18 protein-coding genes are annotated in these 20,780 nt (G+C 71.3%); 9 read left to right on the top strand and 9 right to left on the bottom strand.

The annotated features are described in order from the left end of the window. Window positions 1-48: 48 nt before the first annotated feature. The 5 genes from EST54_RS21605 to EST54_RS21585 all read right to left on the bottom strand — a co-directional run bounded on the left by EST54_RS21605 (window position 49) and on the right by EST54_RS21585 (window position 5,323). Window positions 49-1,215 carry an LOG family protein gene (locus tag EST54_RS21605; protein WP_129249350.1) on the bottom strand — a complete coding sequence of 389 codons (1,167 nt, stop codon included), beginning with the start codon at window positions 1,213-1,215 and terminating at the stop codon, window positions 49-51. Window positions 1,216-1,355: 140 nt separating this feature from the next. Further along, window positions 1,356-2,528 carry a hypothetical protein gene (locus EST54_RS21600; RefSeq protein WP_129249349.1) on the bottom strand — a complete coding sequence of 391 codons (1,173 nt, stop codon included), beginning with the start codon at window positions 2,526-2,528 and terminating at the stop codon, window positions 1,356-1,358. Then, complete coding sequence (locus tag EST54_RS21595) at window positions 2,510-3,250, bottom strand: ABC transporter ATP-binding protein (protein WP_129249347.1); 741 nt, start codon at window positions 3,248-3,250, stop codon at window positions 2,510-2,512. Before EST54_RS21595 ends, EST54_RS21600 begins: the two co-directional genes overlap by 19 nt. 214 nt (window positions 3,251-3,464) lie before the next feature. Further along, on the bottom strand, window positions 3,465-4,826 hold the full coding sequence (locus EST54_RS21590; protein ID WP_129249345.1) for an aspartate aminotransferase family protein: 1,362 nt from the start codon (window positions 4,824-4,826) through the stop codon (window positions 3,465-3,467). A 2-nt stretch (window positions 4,827-4,828) separates the two neighbouring features. Continuing rightward, window positions 4,829-5,323: an Lrp/AsnC family transcriptional regulator gene (locus EST54_RS21585; RefSeq protein ID WP_174857488.1), complete on the bottom strand. Its 495-nt coding sequence runs from the start codon at window positions 5,321-5,323 to the stop codon at window positions 4,829-4,831. 168 nt (window positions 5,324-5,491) lie between these two features. On the opposite strand from EST54_RS21585, the gene EST54_RS21580 reads away from it, so the two are divergent. Both EST54_RS21580 and EST54_RS21575 read left to right on the top strand, forming a co-directional pair. After that, entirely contained in the window at window positions 5,492-6,946 is a 1,455-nt protein-coding gene (locus tag EST54_RS21580) for a gamma-aminobutyraldehyde dehydrogenase (RefSeq protein WP_129249342.1), read from the top strand. A gap of 140 nt (window positions 6,947-7,086) precedes the next feature. Continuing rightward, a complete protein-coding gene (locus tag EST54_RS21575; RefSeq protein ID WP_129249340.1) occupies window positions 7,087-8,268 on the top strand; it encodes a polyamine ABC transporter substrate-binding protein in 1,182 nt (393 codons plus the stop codon). Between the two features lie 98 nt (window positions 8,269-8,366). On the opposite strand, the gene EST54_RS21570 is transcribed toward EST54_RS21575, so the two are convergent. Continuing rightward, window positions 8,367-9,464, bottom strand: coding sequence for an adenosine deaminase (locus EST54_RS21570; RefSeq protein ID WP_372448174.1), 1,098 nt, complete (start codon window positions 9,462-9,464; stop codon window positions 8,367-8,369). Between the two features lie 48 nt (window positions 9,465-9,512). Next, the gene (locus EST54_RS21565) at window positions 9,513-10,151 is read right to left on the bottom strand and encodes an NADAR family protein (RefSeq protein WP_129249337.1); all 639 of its coding nucleotides are present in this window, start codon (window positions 10,149-10,151) and stop codon (window positions 9,513-9,515) included. A 201-nt stretch (window positions 10,152-10,352) separates the two neighbouring features. On the opposite strand from EST54_RS21565, the gene EST54_RS21560 reads away from it, so the two are divergent. From EST54_RS21560 to EST54_RS21535, 6 genes are all read left to right on the top strand, one after another. Continuing rightward, window positions 10,353-11,882, top strand: a complete 1,530-nt coding sequence (locus tag EST54_RS21560) for a gamma-aminobutyraldehyde dehydrogenase (protein ID WP_129249335.1) — start codon at window positions 10,353-10,355, stop codon at window positions 11,880-11,882. A 116-nt stretch (window positions 11,883-11,998) separates the two neighbouring features. Beyond that, the gene (locus EST54_RS21555; protein WP_129249334.1) at window positions 11,999-13,246 is read left to right on the top strand and encodes a polyamine ABC transporter substrate-binding protein; all 1,248 of its coding nucleotides are present in this window, start codon (window positions 11,999-12,001) and stop codon (window positions 13,244-13,246) included. A gap of 55 nt (window positions 13,247-13,301) precedes the next feature. Then, the gene (locus tag EST54_RS21550; RefSeq protein ID WP_129249331.1) at window positions 13,302-14,468 is read left to right on the top strand and encodes an ABC transporter ATP-binding protein; all 1,167 of its coding nucleotides are present in this window, start codon (window positions 13,302-13,304) and stop codon (window positions 14,466-14,468) included. A gap of 8 nt (window positions 14,469-14,476) precedes the next feature. Beyond that, window positions 14,477-15,412 (top strand): ABC transporter permease, encoded by a 936-nt coding sequence (locus tag EST54_RS21545; RefSeq protein ID WP_129249370.1) that lies wholly within the window; start codon window positions 14,477-14,479, stop codon window positions 15,410-15,412. Then, window positions 15,412-16,269, top strand: coding sequence for an ABC transporter permease (locus tag EST54_RS21540; RefSeq protein ID WP_239012711.1), 858 nt, complete (start codon window positions 15,412-15,414; stop codon window positions 16,267-16,269). The genes EST54_RS21545 and EST54_RS21540 overlap by 1 nt, the downstream gene beginning before the upstream one ends. A 19-nt stretch (window positions 16,270-16,288) precedes the next feature. Beyond that, window positions 16,289-17,704: an NAD(P)/FAD-dependent oxidoreductase gene (locus tag EST54_RS21535; protein ID WP_129249365.1), complete on the top strand. Its 1,416-nt coding sequence runs from the start codon at window positions 16,289-16,291 to the stop codon at window positions 17,702-17,704. 47 nt (window positions 17,705-17,751) lie between these two features. Here the strand turns inward: EST54_RS21535 and EST54_RS21530 are convergent, their stop codons facing one another. Continuing rightward, the gene (locus EST54_RS21530; protein ID WP_307825404.1) at window positions 17,752-18,468 is read right to left on the bottom strand and encodes a phosphatase PAP2 family protein; all 717 of its coding nucleotides are present in this window, start codon (window positions 18,466-18,468) and stop codon (window positions 17,752-17,754) included. Between the two features lie 574 nt (window positions 18,469-19,042). Next, on the bottom strand, window positions 19,043-20,392 hold the full coding sequence (gabT, locus tag EST54_RS21525; protein ID WP_129249329.1) for a 4-aminobutyrate--2-oxoglutarate transaminase: 1,350 nt from the start codon (window positions 20,390-20,392) through the stop codon (window positions 19,043-19,045). A 193-nt stretch (window positions 20,393-20,585) separates the two neighbouring features. Here gabT and EST54_RS35095 point away from each other — a divergent pair. Further along, a partial coding sequence (locus tag EST54_RS35095) for a hypothetical protein (protein ID WP_217371193.1) occupies window positions 20,586-20,780 on the top strand: 195 nt, incomplete at its 3' end.

The raw sequence follows: 20,780 nt of genomic DNA, 5'->3' as shown, positions 1-20,780 counted from the left end.
AACGGCGGCGGGGCCCGGCGCGGAAGCGGGGAGCCCGCCGCGGCCGGATCAGGCCGGGGCCCCGGTGCCGAGGCGGGCCAGGGTCTCCGGGACTTCGTCCACCGAGTCGACCAGCGCGATCCGGGCCGCCATCGACCGCCCGGACGCGAGCGCCTGGAGCAGCGGCCAGGCGGGGAGCTTCTCGGTCCAGTGCGCGCGGTCCACCAGCACCATCGGGGTCGGTTCGCCCCGCGACCCGTAGTAGTTCGGGGTCGCGTTGTCGAAGATCTCCTGTACGGTCCCGGCCGCGCCCGGCAGGAACACCACACCGGCCCGGGAGCGCGCCAGCAGACCGTCCTCGCGCACCGCGTTGACGAAGTACTTCGCTATCCGGGAGGCGAAGGCGTTCGGCGGCTCGTGCCCGTAGAACCAGGTGGGGATGCCGACCGAGGCGCCGCCGTCCGGCCAGCCGCGCCGTATCTCGAAGGCGGCCCGGGCCCAGTCGGTGACCGACGGGGCGAAGTGCGGTGCCTTGGCGAGGATCTCCAGCGCCGAGTCGAGCATGCCGTCCTCGAAGGGCGCGGCGTACGCCCCGAGGTTCGCCGCCTCCATCGCGCCCGGTCCGCCGCCGGTCGCCACGGTCAGGCCGGTGCGGGCGAGCCGGCGGCCGAGCCGGGCCGCGCCCGCGTAGGCCGCGGAGCCGCGCTCCAGGGCGTGGCCGCCCATGATGCCCACCACCTGGGCACCGGCGAGGTCTTCGTCCAGGGCGTCGGAGACGGCGTCGTCGTGGATGCTGCGCAGCATCGAGGCGAAGATGTCGCCGTCCGCCTTGGTCTCCTGGAACCAGGCGTAGGTGCGGGCGTCCGGGGTGGCGTCGTAGCCGGCGTCGACCAGCTGCGCGAAGAGCTCGTCCGGTCCGTAGAGCCCGCCCCGGTAGGGATCGAACGGCAGGTCCGGTACGGGCGGGAAGACCAGGGCGCCGCCGGCACGTATCTTGGCGGCGGCGTCCTCCTCCATGGCGCAGCCGAGGAACACGGAATCCGAGGTGTCCGTGCTGAGCAGCGCGAACGTACGGTCCGTCAGATCGACCGACTGGACGCGGTGTCCGGCGAGGCTGCCGGCGGCGACGACCCGGTCGAACTCCTCCAGGGACTCGATCTCGTGGTCGTGGTTGTCGTCGTGGGCGGGGGGACGGCGGGCGGCGGAGGCATGTGAATTCGACTGCACGTGCGTCATGTTAGGACCGCGGTGACGCCCCCCAGGGGCCAGGTGGCGGTCCGGGACCGCGGTGTGCGGTGGGCCCCGGCGCCGCCGGCCGCGCAGGTCCCCCGTCCCCGGTGCCCCGAGCCGTCCGCGGACCCGGCGGGCCGGGCCCCTCAGTGCACCAGGGGAAGGGTGGCCATCTCCGCGACCGTCCACGTCAGGGGCGCCAGGACGAGGACCAGGGCCAGGCCGCGCAGCGCCGCGGCGCGGTGGAGGACGGACGCGGAGGCGCCCAGCCGGCGAAGGGCGGCCGTGGTGTGGGCGCGGGCGGTGCGGGATTCCAGTGCGGCGGTGAGCGCGCTGGCGGTCACACAGGCGAGGACCACCGCCGCGCCGACCGCGGTGAGCGGCCCGAAGGGACGGGCGGGCGAGGCCTCGTAGACCTTCACGGCGGCGTACGCGGCGGAGCCGACCGCGCACAGCACCCCCAGCGGGCGGCCGAGGCGGTGCGACTCCTCCTGGAGCACCCGCCCGGACAGCAGGCGCAGCGCGCCCGGCCGCCCGGCGCAGAGCAGCCGGCCGCACAGATGCACCAGCCCGGGACCGGCCAGGACCAGGCCGAAGGCGGACAGCGCCCAGCCGGCGAGCACGCCGGGCGGGCTGCCGATCAGCCGGCCGGGCAGCGGCAGCAGCCCGCCGGGGGCGTGCGGGCCGGGGCTGGTGTACGCCTCGATCGCCAGGCCGGCCGCGGCCAGGGCGATGCCCCAGGGGAGACCGGAGGGCGGGGCGGTCCGGGGGCGGGCCGCGGTCTCGCGGGAGCCGTTCTCGTTACGGGGCCGCAGGGCGACGGCGGTGGCGACCGCGGCGGTCAACGGCACGGTCGCCAGCAGCAGGAGGGCGCCGGCGAGCGGCACCGGATGGCCCGCGCCGAGCAGGGCGGCGTCGATGCCGAGCGAGGCCGAGCTGCCCGGGCCGCCCAGGTCGCCGCGCAGCCGCAGGAAGGCCAGCAGCGCGAGGAGGACGCCGAGCAGACAGGTCAGTGCGGTGGAGGCCGTCGCGAGCAGGGTGAGGCGCAGCGGGCCGAGGCCGGCCGCGGCCATCCCGCGCTGCAGACGGGCGGCGGGGTCCGTACGGGCGGTGGACACCGCGAACTGGGCGGTGGCCGCCAGCGGCGCCGCACACCACAGCAGGCGTACCAGGGACTGGTCGGCCGCGGACGGGTGGCCGGCGGCGTGGCCGACGGTGGAGAGCAGCAGGAACCCGGTGCCGGCCGCGGCGGCGGCGACGGACAGCCGGCGCAGCAGGACGACGGGGTGCGAGCCGCGGGCTAGACGGAGAGCGAGCACGCTGCCCTGCTTTCCTCATCGGAGGAGCCGCCGGCGGCGGAGGCGGCACTCGCCGGGCGGCCGTCGAGGAGCGCCAGGCTCCGGTCGGCGAGCGTGGCGACGTCCGGGTCATGGGTCGCCAGGACCACGGTGATCTGGTGCGAGCGGGCCGCGGTGGTCAGGGTGCGCAGCACCTGGGTGCCGTCGGCGCGGTGCAGCGGGGCGGTCGGTTCGTCGGCGAACAGCACCTGGGGGGTGGTCGCGAGCGCACGGGCGATGGCGACGCGCTGGCGCTGGGACTGGTCGAGCTTGGCGGGGCGGCGGCCGGCGCACATGCCGACATCGAGGCGGTCGAGCCATTCGAGGGCGGTGTGCTTGGCGGAGCGGGTGCCGGTGCCGCGGAGCAGCAGGGGGAGGGCGGCGTTCTCCCAGGCGGTGAGCTCGTGGACGAGGTGCGGTTCGGTGTCGATCCAGCCGAACCGGTCCAGGCGCAGCCGCTCCCGGCTGGGGGAGGAGAGGGTGTGCACGGGGGAGCTGTTGAACCAGACCTCGCCCTCGGTCGGGACGAGCTGGCCGGAGAGACATTTCAGCAGGGTGGTCTTGCCACTGCCGCGCGGGCCGGTGACGGCGAGGATCTCGCCTTCGCGGACGCCGACGGAGACTCCGGCGAGGGCGGAGGTGCCGCCGTGCGTGTGGTGCAGGCCGCGGGCCCAGAGAACGTCGTTGTCAGGCGGGGCCACCATCTGCGCACCTCTTGTTGTAGGCGTCGAATCGTTCCCCCGACCGGGTGAACGACCATGGAGGGTATCGGTCCCTAGCACGGTAAGTACTGGTGACCCCTGGTATTCGTGGCTTGGCAGCACAACGGCCCAGATTCACTCGTATGGCTTGAAGTGAGTGAATCTGGGCCGCTGGATGTTCAGTTGTCCCGGCGTGCGGCGGGCGCTGCCGCGGGGGTCAGAGCTTGGTCCAGGCCTCGGTGAGGACCGTGCGCAGGATCTGCTCGATCTCGTCGAAGACCGGCTGGTCGGCGATGAGCGGCGGGGCGAGCTGGATGACCGGGTCGCCACGGTCGTCGGCGCGGCAGTAGAGACCGTTGTCGTACAGCGCCTTGGAGAGGAAGCCGTACAGGACGCGCTCGGTCTCCTCGTCGTTGAAGGACTCCTTGGTGGCCTTGTCCTTGACGAGTTCGATGCCGTAGAAGAAGCCGTTGCCGCGGACGTCGCCGACGATCGGCAGGTCGTGCAGCTTCTGCAGGGTGTTCAGGAAGTTGGCCTCGTTGTCGAGGACGTGCTGGTTGAGGCCCTCACGCTCGAAGATGTCGAGGTTGGCGACGCCGACGGCCGCGGAGACCGGGTGGCCGCCGAAGGTGTAGCCGTGCAGGAAGGTGTTGTCGCCCTGGTAGAACGGCTCGGCCAGGCGGTCGGAGATGATGCAGGCGCCGATCGGGGAGTAGCCCGAGGTCATGCCCTTGGCGCAGGTGATCATGTCCGGGACGTAGCCGAACTTGTCGCAGGCGAACGTGGTGCCCAGCCGGCCGAAGGCGCAGATGACCTCGTCGGAGACGAGCAGCACGTCGTACTGGTCGCAGATCTCGCGGACCCGCTGGAAGTAGCCGGGGGGCGGCGGGAAGCAGCCGCCGGCGTTCTGCACCGGCTCCAGGAAGACCGCGGCGACGGTCTCCGGGCCCTCGAAGAGGATCTGCTGCTCGATCTGGTCGGCGGCCCAGCGGCCGAAGGCCTCGGGGTCGTCGCCGTGGATCGGGGCGCGGTAGATGTTGGTGTTCGGGACCTTGTGCGCGCCGGGGACCAGCGGCTCGAAGGGGGCCTTCAGGCCGGGCAGACCGGTGATGGACAGGGCGCCCTGCGGGGTGCCGTGGTAGGCGACCGCGCGGGATATCACCTTGTGCTTCATCGGCTTGCCGACGAGCTTGAAGTACTGCTTGGCCAGCTTCCAGGCGGTCTCGACGGCCTCGCCGCCACCGGTGGTGAAGAAGACCTTGTTGAGGTCGCCGGGGGCCTCGTGGGCCAGGCGCTCGGCGAGCTCCACGGCCTTGGGGTGGGCGTAGGACCACACGGGGAAGAAGGCCAGCTCCTGCGCCTGCTTGGAGGCCGTCTCGGCGAGCTCGACCCGGCCGTGGCCGGCGTTGACCACGAAGAGGCCGGCGAGGCCGTCGATGTAGCGCTTGCCCTTGTCGTCGTAGATGTTGGTGCCCTCGCCGCGCACGATCGTGGGCACGGGGGCGTTCTCGTACGACGACATGCGGGTGAAGTGCATCCACAGGTGGTCGTAGGCCGTCTTGGAGAGGTCGCCGCTCATTGCTATCTCGTTCCCCAGGTGTAGGTCTGCTTCCGGAGCTTGAGGTACACGAAGCTCTCGGTGGTCCGGACGCCGGGAAGCGTGCGGATGTGCTTGTTGATCATTTCCAGCAGGTGGTCGTCGTCCTCGCAGACGATCTCGATGAGGAGATCGAAGGAGCCTGCGGTCATGACGACGTACTCGACCTCCTCCATGGCCGTCAGGGCGTCGGCCACGGGGTCGAGGTCGCCCTCGACGTTGATGCCGACCATTGCCTGCCGGCGGAAACCGACCGTGAGGGGGTCGGTGACCGCGACGATCTGCATCACGCCTTGGTCGAGCAGCTTCTGTACGCGCTGGCGCACCGCCGCTTCGGACAGGCCCACGGCCTTGCCGATCGCGGCATACGGACGGCGCCCGTCCTCCTGGAGCTGCTCGATGATCGCCAGGGAGACGGAGTCGATCGACGGAGTGCCGGTTCTGTCATGACTGTTTCGGGGAGGCGCCACGTCGTTCACTGTGCACGAGCCTCGTCTGTCTTGCAACCCCAAACCGATGAAATTAGTCGTGCCGCGATCGAAATTTCACTGATTCCGTTGTTACCGAGTGGCGGGTGTGTTGAAAACGTGGGTCCCATGGCTAGGCTGGAGCCACATCACCGGACAACTGACTGAAGGGGGCGCACAGTGACCACCGCACTGCGTCGTCTGCGCAACTACATCGACGGGGAGTTCCGGGACGCCGCCGACGGGCGGACCACGGAGGTGGTCAACCCCGCGACGGGCGAGGCATACGCCACCGCCCCGCTCTCGGGCGCCGCCGACGTGGACGCGGCGATGGCTGCCGCCGAGGCCGCCTTCCCCGCGTGGCGCGACCTGATCCCCGCCGAGCGCCAGAAGGTCCTGCTCAAGGTCGCCGACCGCTTCGAGGAGCGGGCCGAGGAGCTGATCGCCGCCGAGTCCGAGAACTGCGGCAAGCCGATCGCGCTCGTACGCTCCGAGGAAATCCCGCCGATGGTGGACCAGATCCGCTTCTTCGCGGGTGCCGCCCGGATGCTGGAGGGCCGCTCGGCCGGCGAGTACATGGACGGCTTCACCTCCATCATCCGTCGTGAGCCGGTCGGCGTCTGCGCCCAGGTCGCGCCGTGGAACTACCCGATGATGATGGCCGTGTGGAAGTTCGCCCCCGCGCTGGCGGCGGGCAACACCGTCGTCATCAAGCCGTCCGACACCACCCCGGCCTCGACGGTGCTGATCGCCGACATCATCGGCAGCGTGCTGGACGAACTGGGCCACTCCCGCGGCGTGTTCAACGTCATCTGCGGTGACCGCGAGACCGGCCGGCTGATGGTCGAGCACAAGGTCCCGGCGATGGCCTCGATCACCGGCTCGGTGCGTGCCGGTATGCAGGTCGCCGAGTCCGCCTCCAAGGACCTCAAGCGGGTCCATCTGGAGCTGGGCGGCAAGGCGCCGGTCGTCGTCTTCGAGGACACCGACATCGCCAAGGCCGTCGAGGACATCTCCGTCGCCGGTTACTTCAACGCCGGCCAGGACTGTACGGCCGCGACCCGGGTGCTGGTCCAGGAGTCCATCCACGACGAGTTCGTCGCCGCGCTGGCCAAGGCGGCCTCGGAGACCAAGACCGGCGCGGTCGACGACGAGGACGTGCTCTACGGCCCGCTGAACAACGCCAACCAGCTGAAGCAGGTCAAGGGCTTCATCGAGCGGCTGCCCGCGCACGCCAAGATCGAGGCGGGCGGCGAACAGGTCGGCGAGAAGGGCTACTTCTTCGCCCCGACCGTCGTCTCGGGCCTCAAGCAGGACGACGAGATCGTCCAGCACGAGGTCTTCGGTCCGGTCATCACCGTCCAGTCCTTCTCCGACGAGAAGCAGGCGGTCCAGTGGGCCAACGGCGTCGAGTACGCGCTGGCGTCCTCGGTGTGGACCAAGGACCACGCCCGCGCGATGCGGATGTCGCGGAGTCTCGACTTCGGCTGTGTGTGGATCAACACCCACATCCCGCTGGTCGCCGAGATGCCGCACGGCGGATTCAAGAAGTCCGGCTACGGCAAGGACCTGTCGTCCTACGGCTTCGACGACTACACCCGCATCAAGCACGTGATGACCTCGCTGAACGGCTGAACCGGCAGGCACCACCGGGGAATTGGCTCCGTTGGGCGGCACGCGGCACGCGGCGCCCGACACACCGTCGCGGGCGGAGGCCCGGCAATGGACGCTCTGTCTCTTGCCGCCTCCGCCCGCGGCGCGTGAGAGTGCTCGCCATGGCTGATCTTTCGCGGCGTGCGCTGCTCCGGGGTGCGGGAGCGACAGGGGTGACCGGGGCGCTGGCCGCCGTGACCGGATGCGGGGTGCCGCCCGCGTACGTCAGGGCGGCGGACCGCGCCGGCCCGGACCGGTCGGCGCGCGACCCCCGGCTCACCTTCGCGAACTGGCCGCTGTACATCGACGTCGACGACCACGACAAGCAGCGCCGGCCCACCCTGGAGGCGTTCGAGCGGCGCAGCGGGATCTCCGTCACGTACACCGAGGAGATCAACGACAACGACGAGTTCTTCGGCAAGATCGGCCCGGCGCTGATGAACCACCAGAGCACCGGTCGCGATCTGATCGTCATGAGCGACTGGATGTGCGCCCGCCTCGTGCGGCTGGGGTGGGTGCAGGAGATGGACCGGGCCGCCCAGCCGCACGTCGCCCGGTACCTCGATCCGCAGCTGCGCACCCCGCACTTCGACCCGGGCCGCGGACACTCCGTGCCCTGGCAGTCCGGGATCACCGGTATCGCCTACAACCGCCGGAAACTCGGCCGGGAGATCAAGCACACCTCGGATCTGTGGCAGGACGCGCTGCGCGGCCGGGTCACCCTGCTCTCCGGGCTCGATGAATCGTTCGCGATGCTGATGCAGGGCGACGGCGTCGACATCACCCGCTGGACGGCCGAGGACTTCCACCGGATGACCGACCGGATCCGCCGGCTGGTGAGCCGCGGCCACATCCGGAGGTTCACCGGCAACGACTACATCAAGGACCTCGACTCCGGGGACGTGCTCGCCGCCCAGGCCTACTCGGGCGATGTGATCCAACTGCAGGCCGACAACCCGGACATCGAGTTCGTGGTGCCGCAGGAGGGCGCCGAACTCTGGGCGGAGAGCCTGCTGATCCCCAACCTCGCCGCGCACAAGCGCACCGCCGAGCGGCTGATCGACTACTACTACGAGCCGGCGGTGGCCGCGGAGCTGGCCGCCTGGGTCAATTACGTCTGTCCCGTACCGGCCGCGCGCGAGGTCCTCGCGTCCTCCAGGGACAAGGAGCGGGCCGCCCTCGCCGAGGATCCGCTGATCTTCCCCGACGACGCGATGCGCAAGCGGCTGGCCATCGCCCGCGACATCACCTCCACCGAGCGGACCGAGTTCGCCAAGGAGTGGAACGGGATCGTGGGGTTGTAGTCGTGGGGTGGTAGGGGATCGGGCCCGCGGTCGTCCCGCCGGCCGCGGGTGCGGCCGGCGGGACGACGGGCGGGCGGTCGGGGCGCCGGCCCTCGTGGTCAGGCGCGCCAGGACGCCGTGTACGTGTCGATCTCGGCCGACAGCCGGGCCTTCGCGGGGGCGTCCATGAAGGAGGCCTCGACGGCGTTCTTGGCGAGGCCGGCCACACCCTTCGTGTCGAGGCCCAACAGGCGGGCGGCCACGCCGTATTCGGTGTTGAGGTCGGTGCCGAACATCGGGGGGTCGTCGCTGTTGATGGTGACCAGCAGGCCCGCGTCGACCATCTCCTTGAGCGGGTGCTCGTCCAGGGTGCGCACCGCGCGGGTGGCGATGTTGGAGGTGGGGCAGACCTCCAGCGGGATGCGGTGCTCGGCGAGATGGGCCAGCAGCGCGGGGTCCTGGGTGGCGCTGGTGCCGTGGCCGATGCGCTCGGCGCCCAGCTCGCGGAGCGCGTCCCAGATCGTGCCGGGGCCGGTGGTCTCGCCGGCGTGCGGGACGGAGTGCAGTCCGGCCGCGCGGGCGCGGTCGAAGTAGGGCTTGAACTGCGGGCGCGACACCCCGATCTCCGGACCGCCGAGGCCGAACGAGACCAGGCCCTCGGGCTGCAGGTCGCAGGCGATCCTGGCGGTCTCCTCCGCGGACGCCAGGCCCGCCTCGCCGGGGATGTCGAAGCACCAGCGCAGCACCACACCCAGCTCCGACTCCGCCGCCTTGCGGGCGTCCTCGATCGCCTCGACGAACGCGGCGTCGGGGATGCCGCGGCTGGTCGAGCTGAAGGGCGTGACGGTCAGCTCGGCGTAGCGGATCTGCTGCCGGGCCATGTCCCGGGCGACCTCGTACGTCAGCAGCCGGACGTCCTCGGCGTCGCGGATCAGGTCCACGACGGAGAGGTAGACCTCGATGAAGTGCGCGAAGTCGCGGAAGGTGAAGTAGTCGACCAGGGCGTCGGGGTCGGTGGGGACGGCGGAGTCGGGGTGGCGGGCCGCCAGTTCGGAGACGATACGCGGGGACGCCGATCCGACGTGGTGGACGTGCAGCTCCGCCTTGGGCAGGCCCGTGATGAACGCATCGAGATCGGACAACGGTTCCTCCTGGTCAAAGGGTGCGCCGGAGTGCGCGGAGGGGCCCGGCCATGCTATGCGGGGCGGCGCGGTCATGGTGCGGGGGCCGGTGCACCGGCCCGCGAAGCGGCCCCGGGGCCTGCCCTACGACTGCCTGCCCTCCACGTGCCCGCCCGCCTCTTCGCGCAGCCGCTGCCGGGCCGCCATCAGCGCGAAGCCCAGCAGATTCAGGCCCCGCCAGCGCGCCGGGTCGGCGGCCCGCTCCTCGTCGGCGGCCAGGCCGATGCCCCATATCCGGTCCAGCGGGCTGGCCTCGACCAGCACCCGGGACCCCGTGCCCAGCAGGTACTCCCGCAGTGCGGCGTCCTGGCCGAATTTGTGCACGCTGCCCTCGACGACCAGGGCGAAGCGCCGGCGCTGCCAGGTCTCCTCGTCGAAGCCGCGGACCGTACGCCCGGCGTCCTTGGCCTGGCGGGGGTGGCGCGCCGCGAGCGCCCGCCGCTCGGCCTCCGCGTCGCCGAACAGCCGGGCCTTGCCGGCCATCATCCAGTGCTCCGCGGTGGCGTAGTGGACACCGTCGACGGTGAAGGGGGAGGGCCACCACTGGCTGAAGCAACCGGCGCCGAGGCTGCCGTCGCGGCGCGGGCTGTGGCCCCAGAAGAAGACGTACTTCGGGTGCTTCCCGGCGGCCGTCGCCCCGCGCAGCTCGTCGACCGAGCGCGGCCCGTCGGCGGCGGGTCCGGCCGCTTCCCCCGTGGTGGTCCCCGTGTGGTCGTGCATCATGCCGGGATTCTGTCAGCGGGCACCGACAACGTGTCGGGGGCGTTGCCCGGCAAAGAACAGATTTCGTCGTGTAACCAAAAGGCAACAACGGAATCACTTGTTGAGGTTGCGTTCCTCTGCCAGGATCGGCCATCGATTCCGGAAATAGCTACGCCAGGCAGCGCCGCTGAGCGGCCCCGGCGCCCGGCGGAGGAGAGCACCATGGATCAGCGGTTCGATGCCACCGAGCGGTTCGCCGAGGGCGCGCAATTCATCGCAGGCAGTCTCCGGAGCGGCAGTTCCGGCCGTACCCAGGCCGTCGTGGACCCGGCGACCGGCGAGACGGTGTACTCCTACGAACTCGCCGGCGAGGCGGAGGTGGACGCGGCCGTCGACGCCGCACGACGGGCGTTCGCGGACTGGGGCGGCGCCACACCCGGCGAGCGCTCCGACACCCTGCACCGCTTCGCCGCCGCGCTCGCCGAGGACGCCGGCGACCTCGCCCGTGCCGAGTCGCTGAACTGCGGAAAGCCGATCAAGCTCAGCGAGGAGTTCGACGTACCGGGCTCGATCGACAACGCCGCGTTCTTCGCGGGCGCCGCCCGCCATCTGGAGGGCAAGGCGGCCGGGGAATACAGCCCCGACCACACCTCCGTGATCCGCCGCGAGCCGATCGGGGTCGTCGGCTCCATCGCGCCCTGGAACTACCCGCTCCAGATGGCCGCCTGGAAGGTGCTGCCGGCCCTCGCCGCGGGCAACACCATCGTCCTCAAGCCGGCCGAGATCACCCCCTTCACCTCGCTGCTGTTCGCGCAGGCCGCCCAGCGCGCGGGGCTGCCCGACGGAGCGCTCAACATCGTCTCCGGCGCCGGCCGGGACGCCGGTGAGCGCCTCGTCGGCCACCCCTCCGTCGCCATGACCTCCTTCACCGGCTCGACCGCCGTCGGCAAGCGGGTCGCCGAGATCGCCACCGGCACCGTCAAGCGGCTGCACCTCGAACTCGGCGGCAAGGCCCCCTTCGTCGTCTTCGACGACGCCGACCTGGAGGCCGCCGTCCACGGCGCGGTCGCCGGGGCACTGATCAACACCGGCCAGGACTGCACCGCCGCCACCCGCGCCTATGTCCAGCGCCCCCTCTACGACGCCTTCGTCAGCGGCGTCGCCGACCTGATGGCGACCGTGCGGCTCGGCGACCCCTTCGACCCGTCCACCGACCTGGGCCCGCTGATCTCGCACGCCCAGCGCGACCGGGTCGCCGCCTTCGTGGACCGGGCGCGCGCCTACGCCACCGTCGTCACCGGCGGCGAGGCCCCCGACTTCGGCCCCCACACGGAGCTGGCCAACGGCGCGTACTACCGGCCCACGCTGATCGCCGGAGCCGCCCAGGACAGCGAGATCGTGCAGTCCGAGATCTTCGGCCCGGTCCTGGTCGTGCTGCCCTTCGACAGCGACGACGAGGGCATCGCGCTGGCCAACGACTCCCCCTACGGGCTGGCCGCTTCCGCCTGGAGCCGGGACGTCTACCGCACCGGCCGCGCCACCCGCGAGATCAACGCGGGCTGTGTCTGGGTCAACGACCACATTCCGATCATCAGCGAGATGCCGCACGGCGGCGCCAAGGCGTCCGGCTTCGGCAAGGACATGTCGGCCTACTCCTTCGAGGAGTACACCCAGGTCAAGCACGTCATGTACGACAACACCGCGGTGGCACGGAAGGACTGGCACCGCACGGTCTTCGGGGACCGCCCGTAATGGACGTCCCACCCTTACGGCGGCGGGGCAGCCCCGCCGCCACCCCTGCGGCCCGCGCCGCGCGGCATCGTCATCACCGGCCGAGAGCCGGGTTCACCCCTGAAAGGGCACCGCCCATGGAGCACCACGAGCAGCCCGAACCCCTGTCCCCGGTCGAACTCGCCGCCGTGCGCCGCAGTATGACCAACGGCCGGCTCGCCATGACCCGCCGCTCCCTGCTGCGCGCCGGCGGTGCCGTGGCGGCCGCGGCCGGCGGGCTGGGCGCCCTGACGGCGTGCGGGATCCCGCCCGCCGGCCGTACGGACGCCGGCCGGAGCGAGGACCACTCCGCGGCGGAGAAGCGTCTCAACTTCTCCAACTGGACCGAGTACATGGACGTCAGCAAGGACGGCAAGCACCGTCCGACGCTGGACCGCTTCACCCGGCGCACCGGCATCGCCGTCAAATACACCGAGGACATCAACGACAACGACGAGTTCTTCGGCAAGATCCAGGCGCAGCTCGCGGCCGGCCAGGACACCGGCCGCGATCTGATCGTGCTCACCGACTGGATGTGCGCCCGGATGATCTCCCTGGGCTGGATCCAGCAGCTGGACCCCGCCAACCTGCCGCACGCCTACGCCAACCTCTCGGCGCAGTACCGCGACCCCGCCTGGGACCCGGGCCGCGCGCACTCCTACGTCTGGCAGGGCATCCCGGCGATCATCGCGTACAACAAGAAGGCCACCGGCGGGAAGAAGGTCGACTCGGTCAGCCAGCTGCTGGAGGACCCGAAGCTCAAGGGGCGGGTCGGCTTCCTCTCCGAGATGCGCGACAGCATCGGGCTGACGCTGCTGGACATGGGCAAGCGGCCCGAGGACGTCACCGCGGACGACTACGACGCGGCCATCGCCCGGCTCCAGAAGGGCGTCGACTCCAAGCAGATCCGCCGCTTCACCGGCAACGACTACACCAACGACCTGGACAAGGGCGATCTCGCCGCCTGTGTGGCCTGGGCCGGTGACATCGTCCAGCTCCAGAGCGACAACCCGGACATCGCCTACGCCATCCCCAAGTCCGGCTACATGACGTCCACCGACAACCTCATGGTGCCGAACAAGGCCCGCCACAAGCAGAACGCCGAACGGCTCATCGACTATTTCTACGAGCCGAAGGCAGCGGCCCGGCTCGCGGCGTACATCAACTACGCCTGTCCCGTCGACGGGGTACGCGAGGAACTGGCCAAGATCGACAAGAGCGCGGCCGACAACCCGCTGATCCTGCCGGACAAGGAGATGGCCGCCCGCTCCCACTCCTTCCGCGCCCTGTCCGCCAAGGAGAACAAGGAGTTCTCCCAGAAGTTCTCCGACCTCACCGGCGCCTGACCCCCCACCGGGCCCGCCCGAGCCGTTTCGCCCTCCGACACACGGGACGACCGACATGACGAAGACCGCGACCCCCCAGAGCAGTGGCGGCGATGTCCGCCTCCACGGGATAAGCAAGACCTACGGCTCCTTCACCGCCGTCCATCCGCTCGACCTGACCGTCCCCGCGGGCTCCTTCTTCGCGCTGCTGGGCGCCTCGGGCTGCGGCAAGACGACCACCCTGCGCATGATCGCCGGGCTGGAGGACCCGACCACCGGCACCGTCGAGCTGTCCGGCCAGGACGTCACCGCCCTGCCGCCCTACAAGCGCCAGGTCAACACCGTCTTCCAGAACTACGCGCTCTTCCCGCACCTGGACATCTACGAGAACGTCGCCTTCGGCCTGCGCCGCCGCGGCATCAAGTCCGTCAAGAAGCAGGTCGAGGAGATGCTCGACCTCGTCCAGCTCGGGCCGATGGCGCGCCGCAAGCCGCAGCAGCTCTCCGGCGGCCAGCAGCAGCGGGTCGCGGTCGCCCGGGCGCTGATCAACCACCCGCAGGTGCTGCTCCTCGACGAACCGCTGGGCGCCCTCGACCTCAAGCTGCGCCGCCAGATGCAGCTGGAGCTCAAGCGCATCCAGACCGAGGTCGGCATCACCTTCGTGCACGTCACCCACGACCAGGAGGAGGCCATGACGATGGCCGACACCGTGGCCGTGATGAACGGCGGCCGGGTCGAACAGCTCGGCGCCCCCGCCGACCTCTACGAGAACCCCGCCACCACCTTCGTCGCCAACTTCCTGGGCACCTCCAACCTGATCGAGGCCGAGGTCGTCGAGGCCGGCGGCGAGGAGCTGCTGCTCAAGGCCGGTGACGCCAAGCTGCGGCTGCCCGCCGCCCGGTGCAGCGCCTCAGCCCGTACGGGCGAGAAGGTGCTGGCCGGCGTGCGGCCCGAGAAGGTCGCGCTGAAGCACGGCGACGACGCCGGGTCGATCACCGAGGGCCACAACCGGCTGCCCGGCCGCATCAAGGACGCCAGCTTCATCGGCGTCTCCACCCAGTACGTCGTCGAGGTGCCCGGCCTGGGAGGCGAACTCGCCGTCTACGAGCAGAACATCGAGCGCGACGGCCGCCTCGTTCCCGGCGCCGGGATCGTGCTGCACTGGAGCCCGGCCCACACCTTCGGTCTGGACGCCGCCCAGGACATCCAGGCCGGCGCGGACCTCGACGAGGAGGCGGCGTGACACCAGCGATCACGACCTCCGCACCCGCGCCACCGGACGGGCCGGCCGGGGCGGAGACCCCCGTCCTCCGCAAGACCCCCGTCCGCAAGCGCCTGGTCCCCTACTGGCTGCTGCTGCCCGGCATCCTGTGGCTGCTCGTCTTCTTCGCCGCACCGCTCGTCTACCAGGCGTCGACCTCGATCCAGACCGGCTCCCTCGAAGAGGGCTTCAAGGTCACCTGGCACTTCGCCACCTACTGGGACGCGCTCGGCGAATACTGGCCGCAGTTCGTCCGCTCGATGGCGTACGCCGGCGTCGCCACCGTGCTCTGCCTGGTCCTGGGCTATCCGCTGGCCTACCTCATCGCCTTCAAGGCGGGCCGCTGGCGCAATGTGGTGATGATCCTGGTCATCGCCCCGTTCTTCACCAGCTTCCTGATCCGTACGCTCGCCTGGAAGACGATCCTGGCCGACGGCGGGCCGGTCGTCGGCGTGCTGAACTCGCTGCACGTCCTGGACGTCACCAGCTGGCTGGGCGTCACCGAGGGGCACCGGGTGCTGGCCACCCCGCTCGCGGTGGTCTGCGGACTGACCTACAACTTCCTGCCGTTCATGGTCCTGCCGCTCTACACCTCGCTGGAGCGCATCGACCCGCGCCTGCACGAGGCCGCCGGCGACCTCTACGCCCGCCCGTCGACCACGTTCCGCCGGGTGACCTTCCCGCTGTCGATGCCCGGTGTCGTCGCCGGCACCCTGCTGACCTTCATCCCTGCCGCCGGTGACTACATCAACGCCGAACTGCTGGGCTCCACCGACCAGAAGATGATCGGCAACGTCATCCAGTCCCAGTTCCTGCGGGTCCTGGACTACCCGACCGCGGCCGCGCTCTCCTTCATCCTCATGGCGGCCATCCTCGCCATGGTCACCCTCTACATCCGCAAGTCCGGGACGGAGGACCTGGTCTGATGGCCGTCCACGAGACCACGAAAGACTCCCAGGCCCCCGCGGCCCGCACCCCGAACCGGGGCCTGCGCTGGCTGCGCCGCCACCTCGTCACGCTCGCCGGCCTCGCCACGCTGGGCTATCTGATCCTGCCCAACCTCGTGGTGATGGTCTTCTCCTTCAACAAGCCCAACGGCCGCTTCAACTACCAGTGGCAGCACTTCTCCACGGACGCCTGGCGCGATCCGTGCGGCGTCGCCGATCTGTGCGGCTCGCTCGGCCTGAGCCTGCAGCTGGCGCTGTGGGCCACCGTCGGCGCCACCGTCCTCGGCACCATGATCGCGTTCGCGCTGGCCCGCTACCGCTTCCGCGCCCGCTCCGGCGTCAACACCCTGATCTTTCTGCCGATGGCGATGCCCGAGGTCGTCATGGCCGCCTCGCTGGCCACCCTCTTCCTCAACATGGGCATCCAGTTCGGCTTCTGGACGATCCTCATCGCCCACATCATGTTCTGCCTGAGCTTCGTGGTCACCGCGGTCAAGGCCCGGGTGATGAGTATGGACCCGCGACTGGAACAGGCCGCCCAGGACCTCTACGCCTCACCCGTCCAGACCTTCCTGCGGGTGACCCTGCCGATCGCCGCCCCCGGCATCGCGGCCGGTGCGCTGCTGTCCTTCGCGCTGTCCTTCGACGACTTCATCATCACCAACTTCAACGCGGGCTCCACCGTGACCTTCCCGATGTTCGTCTGGGGATCGGCACAACGGGGCACGCCCGTCCAGATCAATGTCATCGGCACCGCGATGTTCCTGGTCGCGGTGTTGTGTGTACTCGCCGGTCAATTGGCCGGGAACCGCCGCAAGAGGAGCAAGAGGAGCTGAGAACATGGCACGAGCTGCCATGCCGCACACGTCCGGGGCGTCCCCCGTCCATGCACTCGCGGACGCCGCCCCCACCCCCTTCTGGCTCGACGACCCGGCCCGCCCCGCCGCCCGGCCCGCCCTCGTGGGCGACGAGACCTGCGATCTGCTGGTCGTCGGCGGCGGCTACTCGGGACTGTGGACCGCACTGATCGCCAAGGAACGGGACCCCGCGCGCGACGTCGTCCTCATCGAAGGAGCCGAGATCGGCTGGGCCGCCTCCGGGCGCAACGGCGGCTTCTGCGCCGCCTCCCTCACCCACGGCCTCGGCAACGGCCTGGCCCGCTGGCCCGGCGAACTCGCCACGCTCGAAAAGCTCGGCATCCGCAACCTCGACGCCATCGGGGACGCCGTCGCCCGCTACGGCATCGACTGCGCCTTCGAGCGCACCGGCGAGATCGACATCGCCACCGAGCCCCACCAGGTCGCCGAACTCCAGGAGGCCGCCGAGGACGCCGCGGAACTCGGCCTCGACCGGCACACCTTCCTCGACGAGGACGCCCTGCGCGCCGAGGTCGACTCACCGACCTTCCGCGCCGGACTGTGGGACCGCGACGGCGTCGCCATGCTCAACCCGGCCCGCCTCGCCTGGGGCCTGAAGAAGGCCTGCCTCGGCCTCGGCGTCCGCATCTACGAGCGCACCCGCGCCACCGCGCTCGCCTCGGAAGGTACGGGCATGGCCGTCCGCACCCCCTACGGCCGGGTCTTCGCCCGCCATGTCGCGCTGGGCACCAACGCCTTCCCGTCCCTGGTCAAGCGGGTACGCCCGTACATCGTCCCGGTCTACGACCACGCGCTGATGACCGAGCCGCTGACCGACGAACAGCTCGCCGCCATCGGCTGGAAGAACCGCCAGGGCCTGTCGGACTCCAACAACCACTTCCACTACTTCCGCATCACCGAGGACCACCGCATCCTGTGGGGCGGCTACGACATCGTCTACCGCTACGGCGGCGGCGTACGCGCCGAATACGACCACCACCCGGCCACCTACGAGAAGCTCGCCCGGCACTTCTTCCGCTGCTTCCCGCAGTTGGAGGGGCTGCGCTTCACCCACACCTGGGGCGGCGCCATCGACACCTGCTCGCGCTTCTCCGCCTTCTTCGGCACCGCGCACGCCGGCCGGGTCGCCTACGCCACCGGCTACACGGGCCTCGGCGTGGGCGCCACCCGCTTCGGCGCCGAGGTGATGCTCGACCTGCTCGCGGGCGAGCGCACCGAGCGCACCGAGCTGGAGATGGTGCGCAGCAAGCCGCTGCCGTTCCCGCCGGAGCCGCTGCGCTGGGCCGGCATCGGGATGACCCAGTGGTCGATGACCCGCGCCGACAACCAGGGCGGACGCCGCAATCTGTGGCTGAAGGCCATGGACAAGGTGGGGCTGGGCTTCGACAGCTGACGCCTGGTCAGGGGCGGGCGGCCGCGCGCCGCCCGCCCCTCCGGGGGCTAGGGGAGCCCCGCCGGCCGTCCCTCCGGGGTCTGTGGCAGCCCGGCCGGCCGTCCCTGCGTGCCCACCGTGCGGCGGCCGCCCGACCACCGGTCGCACACCGCACACCACACCGCGAGCAGCACCCCGGCCAGACACCAGCTGCCGAGCACGTCCAGCGGCCAGTGATAGCCCCGGCGCACCAGGCCGGTGCCGACGCCCGCATTGAGCAGGACGACCGCGGCGGCGACCGCCGGCACGACCGGGCGGCGGTCCGCGGTCCGCCGCCGGCCGCGGAACAGCAGCAGCGCGGCCAGGCCGTAGAGCACCGCCGCCGTGGCGCCGTGGCCCGACGGATAGAAGCCCTCGTGCACGGCGCCCGCCATCTGCGGCGGGCCCGGCCGGGCGAGCCACAGTTTGAGCGGGACCACCAGCGCGGGCACCGCGGCCGCCGTGAGGCCGGCCGCGAGCGGGGGCAGCCACCAGCGCGGGGGAGCGCCGCCGTCGGCCGCCCGGTGACGCGCTTCGCGCCGGCCCCGCCACACGGCCCACACCAGGACCGCCGACAGCACCGGCAGCGCCACCGCCGTATTGCCGAGATCGGCGAAGAACCCGGCAGGCCCGGCGGGCAGGCCACCGTCGGCCACGGCGCGGCCGAGCCGCTCGTCGAGCGCGCGCAGCGGGCCGTGCCCGGCCACCTGCCAGGTGAGCACGGCGAAGAGGAGCGCACCGACCACACCGACCGACAGCGGGGACAGGCGGCGGGGGCCGGGGCCGAACGGCTCCGCGGGGCCCGGGAAAAGGGTCGGCCGCCTCGGAACAGGGGGGGTGGTTCCGAGGCGGCCGTGGTGACCGGTGTCCCGCGCGCCCCGGGGGGTCTGGGGCGGGCGGACATCCGATCGGTGAGGATTCCCGGAGTTCCCTGTGCCAGGGGTTCCGGTGTTGTGCGCGAGGGCACGGCCTGGTCGAAGCCGGGGAAGCGCCGACCGGGCGTCGCCCGCAGTCCCCTGCGAGCGGGGTGTTTCTCTCATCTGCAGAAACCGTACGGCACCGCGACCGCGCCCGACAGCCGCATCACCCGCCCGCCATCGGCCCCGCACATCTTCTTCACGCCATGCCTCCACCTACGCGCGTTCGCACAGAAATGAGCACAGAAATCCTCAAAGGGCGGGGCAAAGTCAGGGGCATGCCGGGCGCCACGCGCCGCGGCCCGGGACACGGCATCAGCCGTGCCCCGGGCCGCGCCGGGTCTCCGTCCCCGGCCGCGCCGGGTGCCTCCCGCGGAGCGGTGCTCCGCGGGCGGACTGCCGCTCAGAGGGTGGCGAAGGCGCCTTCGAGGATGTCCAGGCCCTCGCCCAGCAGGTCCTCGCCGATGACCAGCGGCGGCAGGAAGCGCAGCACGTTGCCGTACGTACCGGTCGTCAGCACCAGCAGACCCTCCTGGTGGCAGGCCTTGGCCAGCGCGGCGGTGGCCTCCGGGTTCGGCTCCTTGGAGCCGGACTTGACCAGCTCGATCGCGATCATCGCGCCACGGCCGCGGACCTCGCCGATGATGTCGTACTTCTCCGCGATCGCGGTCAGCCGCGGCTTCATGATCTCGCCGATCCGGCGGGCCTTGGCGTTCAGGTCCTGCTCGCGCATGGTCTCGATCGAGCCCAGCGCCGCGGCGCAGGCCACCGGGTTGCCGCCGTAGGTGCCGCCCAGGCCGCCGGCGTGCGCGGCGTCCATGATCTCGGCGCGGCCGGTGACCGCGGCCAGCGGCAGACCGCCCGCGATGCCCTTGGCGGTGGTGATCAGGTCCGGGACGATGCCCTCGTCCTCACACGCGAACCACTGGCCGGTACGGCAGAAGCCGGACTGGATCTCGTCCGCGACGAAGACGATGCCGTTCTCCTTCGCGAAGTTCGCGATCGCGGGCAGGAAGCCCTTGGCCGGCTCGATGAAACCGCCCTCACCGAGCACCGGCTCGATGATGATCGCCGCGACGTTCTCCGCCCCGATCTGCTTGGAGATCTGCGAGATGGCCTGCTCCGCGGCCTCCTGCGCACAGTTCTCCGGGCCGGTCAGCCAGCGGTAGGGGTAGGCCACCGGGACGCGGTAGACCTCGGGCGCGAACGGGCCGAAGCCCTGCTTGTACGGCATGTTCTTGGCGGTGAGCGCCATCGTCAGGTTCGTGCGGCCGTGGTAGCCGTGGTCGAAGACGACGACCGCCTGGCGCTTGGTGTGCACGCGGGCGATCTTGACGGCGTTCTCGACCGCCTCCGCACCGGAGTTGAACAGCGCCGACTTCTTCGCGTGGTCGCCCGGCGTCAGCTCGGCCAGCTGCTCACAGACCTCGATGTACGGCTCGTACGGCGCCACCATCGCGCAGGTGTGGGTGAAGGCCGCGAGCTGCGCGGTGGCCCGGCGGACGACCGCCTCCGCACTGTTGCCGACCGAGGTCACCGCGATGCCGGAGCCGAAGTCGATCAGGGAGTTCCCGTCCACGTCCTCCAGGACACCGCCGCCCGCGCGCTTGACGAAGACGGGCAGCACGGCGCCGACACCACCGGCCACCGTGGCCTGCTTGCGCGCCCACAGCTCCTGCGACTTCGGGCCGGGGATCGCGGTGACGACGCGACGCTCCTGGGGGAGGGTGGGGCCTCCGGACAGTTCGGTCATGGCAGTCTCCTGGGGTGGAACGGGACGACGTACAAAGGTCTTGTTCCCGCAGGCTAGGGGCGGCCGGGCGGGTCTGGCATGTTCCGTTCGGGAGAAGTGCGCGTGTTGCGTTGTCCGCACCGGACATAGCGGCGGCCCGCGGCCAGTAGATTGAGCGACGGCGCGCCCGGCAGTGGCAGGGACCAGCGCGGGCATGACAATGGCAGCGCGGCCCGAGGACGCGGCCGCGGCGCAACGACGCAGCAGCCCACGGCTCAAGGGGGACAAGGGCACCGGATGGACACCGAGGGCACGCACGACGCACAGGACACCGCTCCCCGGCCGCCCGGAGGAGCGCACCGACCCGACGCCGCGGTGCCACGCCCCGCGGCACCGCCCACCCCGCCGC

Origin of the sequence: Streptomyces sioyaensis, from assembly GCF_004122735.1 — a bacterium.
Lineage (GTDB): Bacteria > Actinomycetota > Actinomycetes > Streptomycetales > Streptomycetaceae > Streptomyces > Streptomyces sioyaensis.
The sequence above is the reverse complement of the archived record's forward strand: the minus strand, read 5'-3'. Positions and strand labels throughout refer to the sequence as shown.

What these genes read in the sequence shown, in the direction of transcription:
- EST54_RS21570 (WP_372448174.1), bottom strand. Translation starts at nt 9,464, where the DNA reads ATGACCGCGCCGCCCCGCATAGCATGGCCGGGCCCCTCCGCGCACTCC.
- EST54_RS21565 (WP_129249337.1), bottom strand. Translation starts at nt 10,151, where the DNA reads ATGATGCACGACCACACGGGGACCACCACGGGGGAAGCGGCCGGACCC.
- EST54_RS21555 (WP_129249334.1), top strand. Translation starts at nt 11,999, where the DNA reads ATGGAGCACCACGAGCAGCCCGAACCCCTGTCCCCGGTCGAACTCGCC.
- EST54_RS21540 (WP_239012711.1), top strand. Translation starts at nt 15,412, where the DNA reads ATGGCCGTCCACGAGACCACGAAAGACTCCCAGGCCCCCGCGGCCCGC.
- EST54_RS21605 (WP_129249350.1), bottom strand. Translation starts at nt 1,215, where the DNA reads ATGACGCACGTGCAGTCGAATTCACATGCCTCCGCCGCCCGCCGTCCC.
- EST54_RS21535 (WP_129249365.1), top strand. Translation starts at nt 16,289, where the DNA reads ATGCCGCACACGTCCGGGGCGTCCCCCGTCCATGCACTCGCGGACGCC.
- EST54_RS21560 (WP_129249335.1), top strand. Translation starts at nt 10,353, where the DNA reads ATGGATCAGCGGTTCGATGCCACCGAGCGGTTCGCCGAGGGCGCGCAA.
- EST54_RS21595 (WP_129249347.1), bottom strand. Translation starts at nt 3,250, where the DNA reads ATGGTGGCCCCGCCTGACAACGACGTTCTCTGGGCCCGCGGCCTGCAC.
- EST54_RS21575 (WP_129249340.1), top strand. Translation starts at nt 7,087, where the DNA reads ATGGCTGATCTTTCGCGGCGTGCGCTGCTCCGGGGTGCGGGAGCGACA.
- EST54_RS21550 (WP_129249331.1), top strand. Translation starts at nt 13,302, where the DNA reads ATGACGAAGACCGCGACCCCCCAGAGCAGTGGCGGCGATGTCCGCCTC.
- gabT (WP_129249329.1), bottom strand. Translation starts at nt 20,392, where the DNA reads ATGACCGAACTGTCCGGAGGCCCCACCCTCCCCCAGGAGCGTCGCGTC.
- EST54_RS21590 (WP_129249345.1), bottom strand. Translation starts at nt 4,826, where the DNA reads ATGAGCGGCGACCTCTCCAAGACGGCCTACGACCACCTGTGGATGCAC.